Origin of the sequence: Campylobacter concisus, assembly GCF_902460415.1 — a bacterium.
GTDB lineage: Bacteria > Campylobacterota > Campylobacteria > Campylobacterales > Campylobacteraceae > Campylobacter_A > Campylobacter_A concisus_Y.
In genome coordinates this window covers 570079-576976 of sequence record NZ_CABPTY010000002.1, presented here as the reverse complement: position 1 = coordinate 576976, position 6898 = coordinate 570079, and the positions used below count along the sequence as shown (strand labels likewise).

Sequence of the window (6898 nt, the reverse complement as noted above, 5' to 3'; positions counted from 1 at the left end):
TAATAGAATTAAATTAATTCTAACTTAAATTAGAAATTTATTTTTATAGATAAAGAATTTTTATTAAAGATTAAGAATTTGGCTAGTAATATTACTCATATAGAAATATGCAAATATTGCATAGCAAAGGAGAAAATGATGAAAGAAGGCAAAGTCATCTGTCCTTATTGCGGGACAGGCTGTCAAGTAACCTTGCATGTGGAAAACAATGTCGTTCGTGCCGCCACAGGCGTTGAAGACAATCCAGTCAATCAAGGAAATTTATGTTTAAAAGGCTTTTATGGCTGGGATTACGTTGCAAGTCCAGATAGACTAACAAAACCACTTATTAGAAAGAAAAATGGCGTATTTTCAAAGGATGGTGATTTTGAGGAAGCCAGCTGGGACGAGGCACTTGATCTTGTCGTAGAAAAAATGAAAGAGACCAAAGCAAAATATGGCCCAGACGCATTAGCCGGAAATTTCTCAGCACGCTGTACGCTTGAGGACAACTACGTCGCTCAAAAGCTAATGCGTGCTGTAATTGGTACAAATAACGTCGATCACTGTGCTAGAATTTGACACGCTCCGACAGTAGCAGGACTTGCTAAAACAATCGGAAACGGAGCTGCCACAAATAGCTTTACGGAGATTGGCACTTATAGTAACTGTATATTAATGATAGGCTCAAACCCAGAAAATGGTCACCCAATAGCAGCTATGCACATCCAAAGAGCGCTAAACCGCGGTGCGAAACTGATCGTCATCGACCCTATTAAGACTGAGTTTGCAAGCAGAGCTGACATTCACTTACAACTAGAGCCAGAGCACAACATCCCTGTTATAAACGCACTTCTTTACACTATCATCGAAGAAGGCCTTGTAAATGAAGAATTTGTAAGAGATCACACAATCGGCATTGAGTACGTCAAAGAGGCTGTAAAAGACTATGCTCCAGAGGTCGTGGCTAAATACACAAGGCTAAATCCAGAGGATATCAGAGCGGCTGCTAGAATGTACGCTACCACAAAGCCAGCTGTCATCACTCACGGCATGGGCGTAACTCACTTTAACCACGGCGTTGGCGGAGTTTGTGACGTATCAAATTTATTCTTGATCACTGGTAACATCTGCGAGCTTGGCACAGGCGACTTACCACTAAGAGGTCAAGAGAACGTTCAAGGTTGCTGTGATATGGGCGTTTTACCAAATATCTTCCCAAATCTTGGCTCAGTCACTGATCCAGAGCAAAGAGCTTGGTTTGAAAAAATGTGGCACCTAGAACCTGGATTTTTGAGCTCAAAAATAGGCGTTCACAAAACCGAAGTACCTGATGCGATCCTTGATGGCAAAGTTCATTTCTTCTGGACTATCGGCGAAAACCCAGTCATCTCTGAGCCAAATACAAACCACTTCTTAAAAGGTATCGCTCATGTTGATTTCTACGTCGTGCAAGATCTATTCTTAACCGAGACTTCACTAAAAGCTGATGTCATACTTCCAGGTGTTGCAAGTAGCGAGAAAGAAGGACTTTATACAAACGCAGAGCGCCGCGTACAGCACAACGAAGCAGTCATCACACCTCCAGGAGATGCTAGACAAGACTGGTGGATCGTTTGTGAGATCGCACGCCGTTTAGGTGCAACAGAGGGCTTTAACTTCAACTCACCAGAAGAAATTTGGGAAGAAGTTAGAAAATGCGACCCAAGACGATATGGTGGCATGAGTTATTACCGTATCAAAAAGTATCACGGACTTCACTGGCCATGTCCAAATGAAGATGACATGGGCGGTCAGAGCCTCTATCTTGATAAGAAATTTTTCACACCTGATGGCAAAGGTCGTTTTGTGCCATGCCTCTTTGTGGATAAGGCCGATAAGATCGAGAGTGCAAAACTTGAGTTTGCTAAGAAGATGAATATGTCGCCTGAGTATCCTATCATGGCTGGTTCAGTCGATGAAAAGACTGACGATGAGTATCCGATACAGCTTCTAACCACTAGAAAGGTCTATCAATACACCGTTGGCACTATGACAAGACGCTCACGAGCGATCGAAGAAGGCGGAGATAGCATCGGACCTATCGCCGAAATGAATCCAGCACTTGCAGCAAGATATGGCTTAAAACAAGGCGACTTCATCAAAGCATGGAGTAGATACGGCTATATCGTCGTAAAAGCTGAAGTAACAGACATCGTGCCTGATGGCATCATCCAGATGACTTTCCACTACTGGGAGAGCTCTTGCAATGAGCTAACAAGCAGCGGTTGGGACTACATCAGTAAGACTCCGACATTTAAAGCAGCTATTCAGATCAAAAAGATCGATGAAGAAGAATTTTTACGAGTTCGCGAACTAAAACGCATAAAATTCCAAACTTCAAAGATCATCTATGATGACTTCCACCATCACGGAAATGCAGCGATAAATGAGTAAATTTAGCGGGTAACTCCCGCTAAATTTCTTTATTATTAAATTTAAATTTCTAATTTTATAAACCCAAAGGTATCACTTATTTTTATATTTGTTTTGATTGACTTGATAAGCTTCAGGCGATTATTTAGTAGATCAAAAGCTGCTTTTTAGTCTTTAATTTTAAATTTTCATTATGTAAGCCATATTTATATTAAATTTAGGGCTTTAGTTTTATAAAACACGCACTATAAAAATAGCTTTTTAAAAAGAGAATTTTACTTAAACGCCAAAAAGCTCATGAAATTTCCCCATTTAAATGTGCTCTCGACCAGTTTAAAGCCAGCATTTAGGGCTAAGCTTCTATTTTCTTCCTCGGTGTATGGCACAAGCACATTTTCAAGCGCCTCTCTTTTTTGGGCGATCTCGTAGCGTGAGTAGCCTTGCGCTTGCTTGTAGTCCTCGTAAATTTCTATGACGCTTTTAGTAAGCTTCTTGTCATCAAAGATGATCTTTTCACTAAATAAAAAAACTCCATTTTCATTTAGTCCGTTGTAAATTTTTTGCACCAAATTTGCTCTTTTTGGCGGTCTGATAAACTGCAAAGTATAGTTTGCCAAAACAGCGTCAAAGCCCTCTAACTCGCACTCCGTGATGTCATCTAGGATAAAATTTATACTAGCGCCATACGCCTTTGCCTTGTTTTTAGCGTTTGCTAGCATCGCCTCAGAGTTATCCACGCCGCTTAGCACGAGGTCGTTTCTAAGGTTATTTAGCAAAAGCAGGCTATTTGCCGTAGAGCAGCCAAGGTCGCACACTTTTGCTGATTTTGGCAAAATTTTAGCTAGCAGCTTTGCATTTAAATTTGAGCTCACGTCGTAAAATGGCACCGAGCGCGAGATCATATCATCAAAAACGCTCGCCACGAAGTCATCAAATTCAAACTGCTTGCTTATAGGCTCTTTAAAAATTTCATCTCTCATATACCAGCTCCATATCCGTCAAAGTATCTCATCGTCTCTCCAAAAAAGAGATCGCACACGCCAACGCACTGCCTAGCCTCGTTTATATCGCGCTTTATCTGCTCTTTTAGCTCGCTTAGAGAATTAAATTTTTTATTATCACGCAAACGTTTTATGAAGCAAACAGCAACGTGCGTCGTCACTTTTGGCGCGACCTCGTCCATGATGTGCGTCTCGACGCTAAAATTTCCATCCGTGCTAAGTCTGTTGCCTATAAAAGTGACCGAGCCATAGGTGTATGAGCCCATCCTCGTTCTTGTCGCATAGACGCCCTCGCGCGGCAAAAGATAGCTTTTTATATCTAAATTTAGCGTAGCAACCAGCTCTTTTGCGCCGATGCCCTGCCCTTTTATCACGTTGCCCTCGATCGAGTACTCCCTGCCTATTAGCCTGTTTGCCTCATCGATGTTGCCTTGGCGTATCAGCTCTCTGATGGATGAGCTATGCACGCCCATGCCGTCATAACAAACCTCATCAACGACGACTACCTCGCCATCAAAAATTCTTTTCAGATCGTGCTTATCCCACGCTCTATTTCTGCCAAATCTAAAATCAAACCCAACAACGATCTTTTTTAAATTTTTAAAATCCCGCTTTAAAAGTGCGATAAATTCCTCGCCGCTAAGCCCTTTTATACTCTCAAAATCATACAAAAAGCAAGGATAGTTTGAGTACTCAGCTCGCTTTAGCTTTGGCGTGATGTTGGCCTTATTTTTATCGATGACAACAAGTCCGCCAAACTCGCCAAGCTGCTTTATAAGCTGCTTGTGCCCCCTATGCACGCCGTCAAAGTGCCCGATCGCAACGGCAGTGATGTTATCTTTTGTTAAAAGCGTAGAAAAATTCGGCATTTCCTTCCTTTCCCTTGACCTCGCACTCTTTGCAAGCTATCAGTTCAAATTTTAAGCTACTTGCTAGCACTTCAAAGCGCTTCATCGCTAAATTTACAGCCTTAGCGTCGGTGACAACGCCTTTTTTGTTGCGTTTTACGCCAACGCCCACTTCAAACTGCGGCTTAAAAAGCGTTATGATGAGCGAATTTTCGCTTGCAAGCTCACAAATGGCAGGCAAAATTTCAGCCAAAGAGATAAAGCTCACGTCGCAGGTTATGAGATCAAATTTGCTTTGATTTTGCTTTGCAAACTCCCTGACGTCAGTTTTCTCATAAATTTTCACTCGCTCATCGCTTCTTAGACTAGCATCTAGCTGATCAGTGCCCACATCAACGCCAGTCACGCTTTTTACGCCACGCTCAAGCAAAATTTGCATAAAGCCGCCAGTTGAGCTGCCTATATCAAGCGCATTTTTACCAGCTAGATCAAATTTCATCGTCTCCAAAAAGCTTTTTAGCTTAAGAGCCCCTCGCCCAACATAAATTTCATCAAGTAGCGAAATTTTAGCCTCACTAACCTCGCTTGAGACCTTGGTGCAAATTTCGCCGTTTGCTAGCACCTTGCCAGATTTAATGAGCTCGCTCGCCTTATTTCTACTTATATTTAAAACGCTTGCGACGTAGTTATCAAACCTCAAGTTTTAGCCTCTCATATTCGTCCTCATCGATCACTCGCACGCCTAGCTCATTCGCCTTGTCTAGCTTACTGCCAGCCTCATCGCCAGCCAAGACAAAGTCCGTTTTTTTAGAAACTGAGCTTGAAACCTTTGCGCCAAAACTCTCAAGCTCCGCCTTTATCTCATCTCTTGGGCGACTTAGCGTGCCAGTTATCACGACCGTTTTGCCACTTAGCGCATTTGAGATGCTCTGCGCCTGCGTCACGCTTGGCTGCACGATCTGGCTAAGGGCTAAAATTTCTGCTCTATTTACCTCGGCAAAGTCTATCAAGCTGTTTGCCATCTCCACGCCAAAGCCCTCAAGCGAGACAAGCTCTTCAAAGCTAGCATCAAGCCAGCCCAGCCCAAAACTACTTGCTAGCTTTTTAGCTGCCACTTCGCCAATGTGCTCGCAGCCAAGGCCCGTGATAAAGCGCGCTAGCTCCGCACCTTTACTGGCTTCAATGGCATTTAAAAGGTTATTTACCTTTTTCTCTTTAAAGCCCTCAAGCACCATGAGATCATCAAATTTAAGGCCGTAAATGTCTTTTATGCAAGAGATCAGCCCCTTGTCAAATAGCAAATTTACGATCGCATCGCCAAGACCGTCTATATTTAGGCATTTTTTCGATGCGTAGTGAATTATTGAGCCAACCACTCTTGCCCTACAGCTTAAATTTTGACACTTTAATAACGCCCCCTCATCAAGCAAATGTGAGCCGCAAACTGGGCAAAATTTAGGTCTTTCTATCACTTCTTCACTGCCATCTCGCCTATCCTTATAAACCTTTGTGATCTTTGGTATGACATCGCCTGAGCGGATGATGCCGATGTAGTCGTTTTTCATAACGCCAAGGCGATCTATTTCATCAAAGTTATGAAGCGTGGCGGATTTTACATTTGCACCGTCTATATTTACCTCATAAAGCACGCCAACAGGCGTTACTACGCCACTTCTGCCAACCTGAAGCGCGACGTCTTTTAACCTAGTCACCTTTTCAATGGCTGGAAATTTAAACGCCACCATAAATTTTGGAAATTTGACCGTATAGCCCAGCTCTTCGCAGCGTGCAAGGTCATTTACGCGTATCACCATACCATCCATCATTACGCTTTTTGAGTCACGATTTGCCAAAAGCTCATTATACGCAGCCTCGAGCTCATCTTTTTTTAAAATTTTAAAAAACTCATCTCTTTCAAAGCCAAGATCACGTACAAATTTCATTACCTCACTATGATCTTTAAGCCCAAGAGTATGCTCGCCCACGCCCCACGGTATGAAAAGCAGCTTTCTTTTAGCAGTCACCGCGCTATCAAGCTGCCTAAGACTTCCTGCGGCTGCGTTTCTAGGGTTTGAAAGTGGCGCCTCACCCTCTTTTGCGCGCTCTGCGTTTAGTAGCTCAAAGTCCTCTTTTCTTATGACGACTTCGCCTCGAATTTCGATAAGTCCTTTGTAGCTAATGCTCTTTGGCACCGAGCTAATGGTCCTTGCATTTAGTGTCACATCCTCTCCTGTAACGCCGTCGCCTCTCGTTATCGCTCTTATCAAAAAACCATTTTCATAGAGTAAATTTAGGCTCGCTCCATCAAATTTTGGTTCAGCCACAAAGACCAAATCTTCTTTCTCGCCACGCTTTAGCCATGCATCAAGCTCGCCAAGGCTAAAGATATCCTCCATACTCCACATACGCTTTATGTGGCTTGCCTTGCTAAAACCCTCTTTTACACCTCCGCCCACTCGTTTAGTCGGCGAAAATAGCGAAATTTCACTGGGATTTGCTCTCTCATATTCAAGCACCGCGTGATATAGCGCATCATACTCCTCGTCGCTTGCAAGTGGCTCGTCCTCGTCGTAGTAGGCCTTTGCCCACGCATTTAGCGTATCTACCGCTTTTTCATACTCTTGTTTTGTCATTTTTGCTCCAAATTTACACCGC

At 43.1% G+C, this 6898-nt stretch carries 5 protein-coding genes; 1 reads left to right on the top strand and 4 read right to left on the bottom strand.

What is annotated here, in order from left to right:
- Positions 1–135 precede the first annotated feature (135 nt).
- Complete coding sequence (locus FZ940_RS06950; RefSeq protein ID WP_307781498.1) at positions 136–2415, top strand: molybdopterin oxidoreductase family protein; 2280 nt, start codon at positions 136–138, stop codon at positions 2413–2415.
- Between the two features lie 254 nt (positions 2416–2669).
- Here FZ940_RS06950 and cmoA read toward each other — a convergent pair whose 3' ends face one another.
- From cmoA to ligA, 4 genes are read right to left on the bottom strand one after another with little or no spacing between them, the layout of a single operon-like run.
- Positions 2670–3374 (bottom strand): carboxy-S-adenosyl-L-methionine synthase CmoA, encoded by a 705-nt coding sequence (gene cmoA, locus FZ940_RS06945; protein WP_148822023.1) that lies wholly within the window; start codon positions 3372–3374, stop codon positions 2670–2672.
- Positions 3371–4264, bottom strand: a complete 894-nt coding sequence (locus FZ940_RS06940; protein ID WP_148822022.1) for a bifunctional riboflavin kinase/FAD synthetase — start codon at positions 4262–4264, stop codon at positions 3371–3373. Before FZ940_RS06940 ends, cmoA begins: the two co-directional genes overlap by 4 nt.
- Positions 4230–4943 (bottom strand): 23S rRNA (cytidine-2'-O)-methyltransferase TlyA, encoded by a 714-nt coding sequence (gene tlyA / locus FZ940_RS06935; protein WP_148822021.1) that lies wholly within the window; start codon positions 4941–4943, stop codon positions 4230–4232. Before tlyA ends, FZ940_RS06940 begins: the two co-directional genes overlap by 35 nt.
- Positions 4933–6876, bottom strand: coding sequence for an NAD-dependent DNA ligase LigA (gene ligA / locus FZ940_RS06930; protein ID WP_148822020.1), 1944 nt, complete (start codon positions 6874–6876; stop codon positions 4933–4935). Before ligA ends, tlyA begins: the two co-directional genes overlap by 11 nt.
- Between the last annotated feature and the right edge of the window lie 22 nt (positions 6877–6898).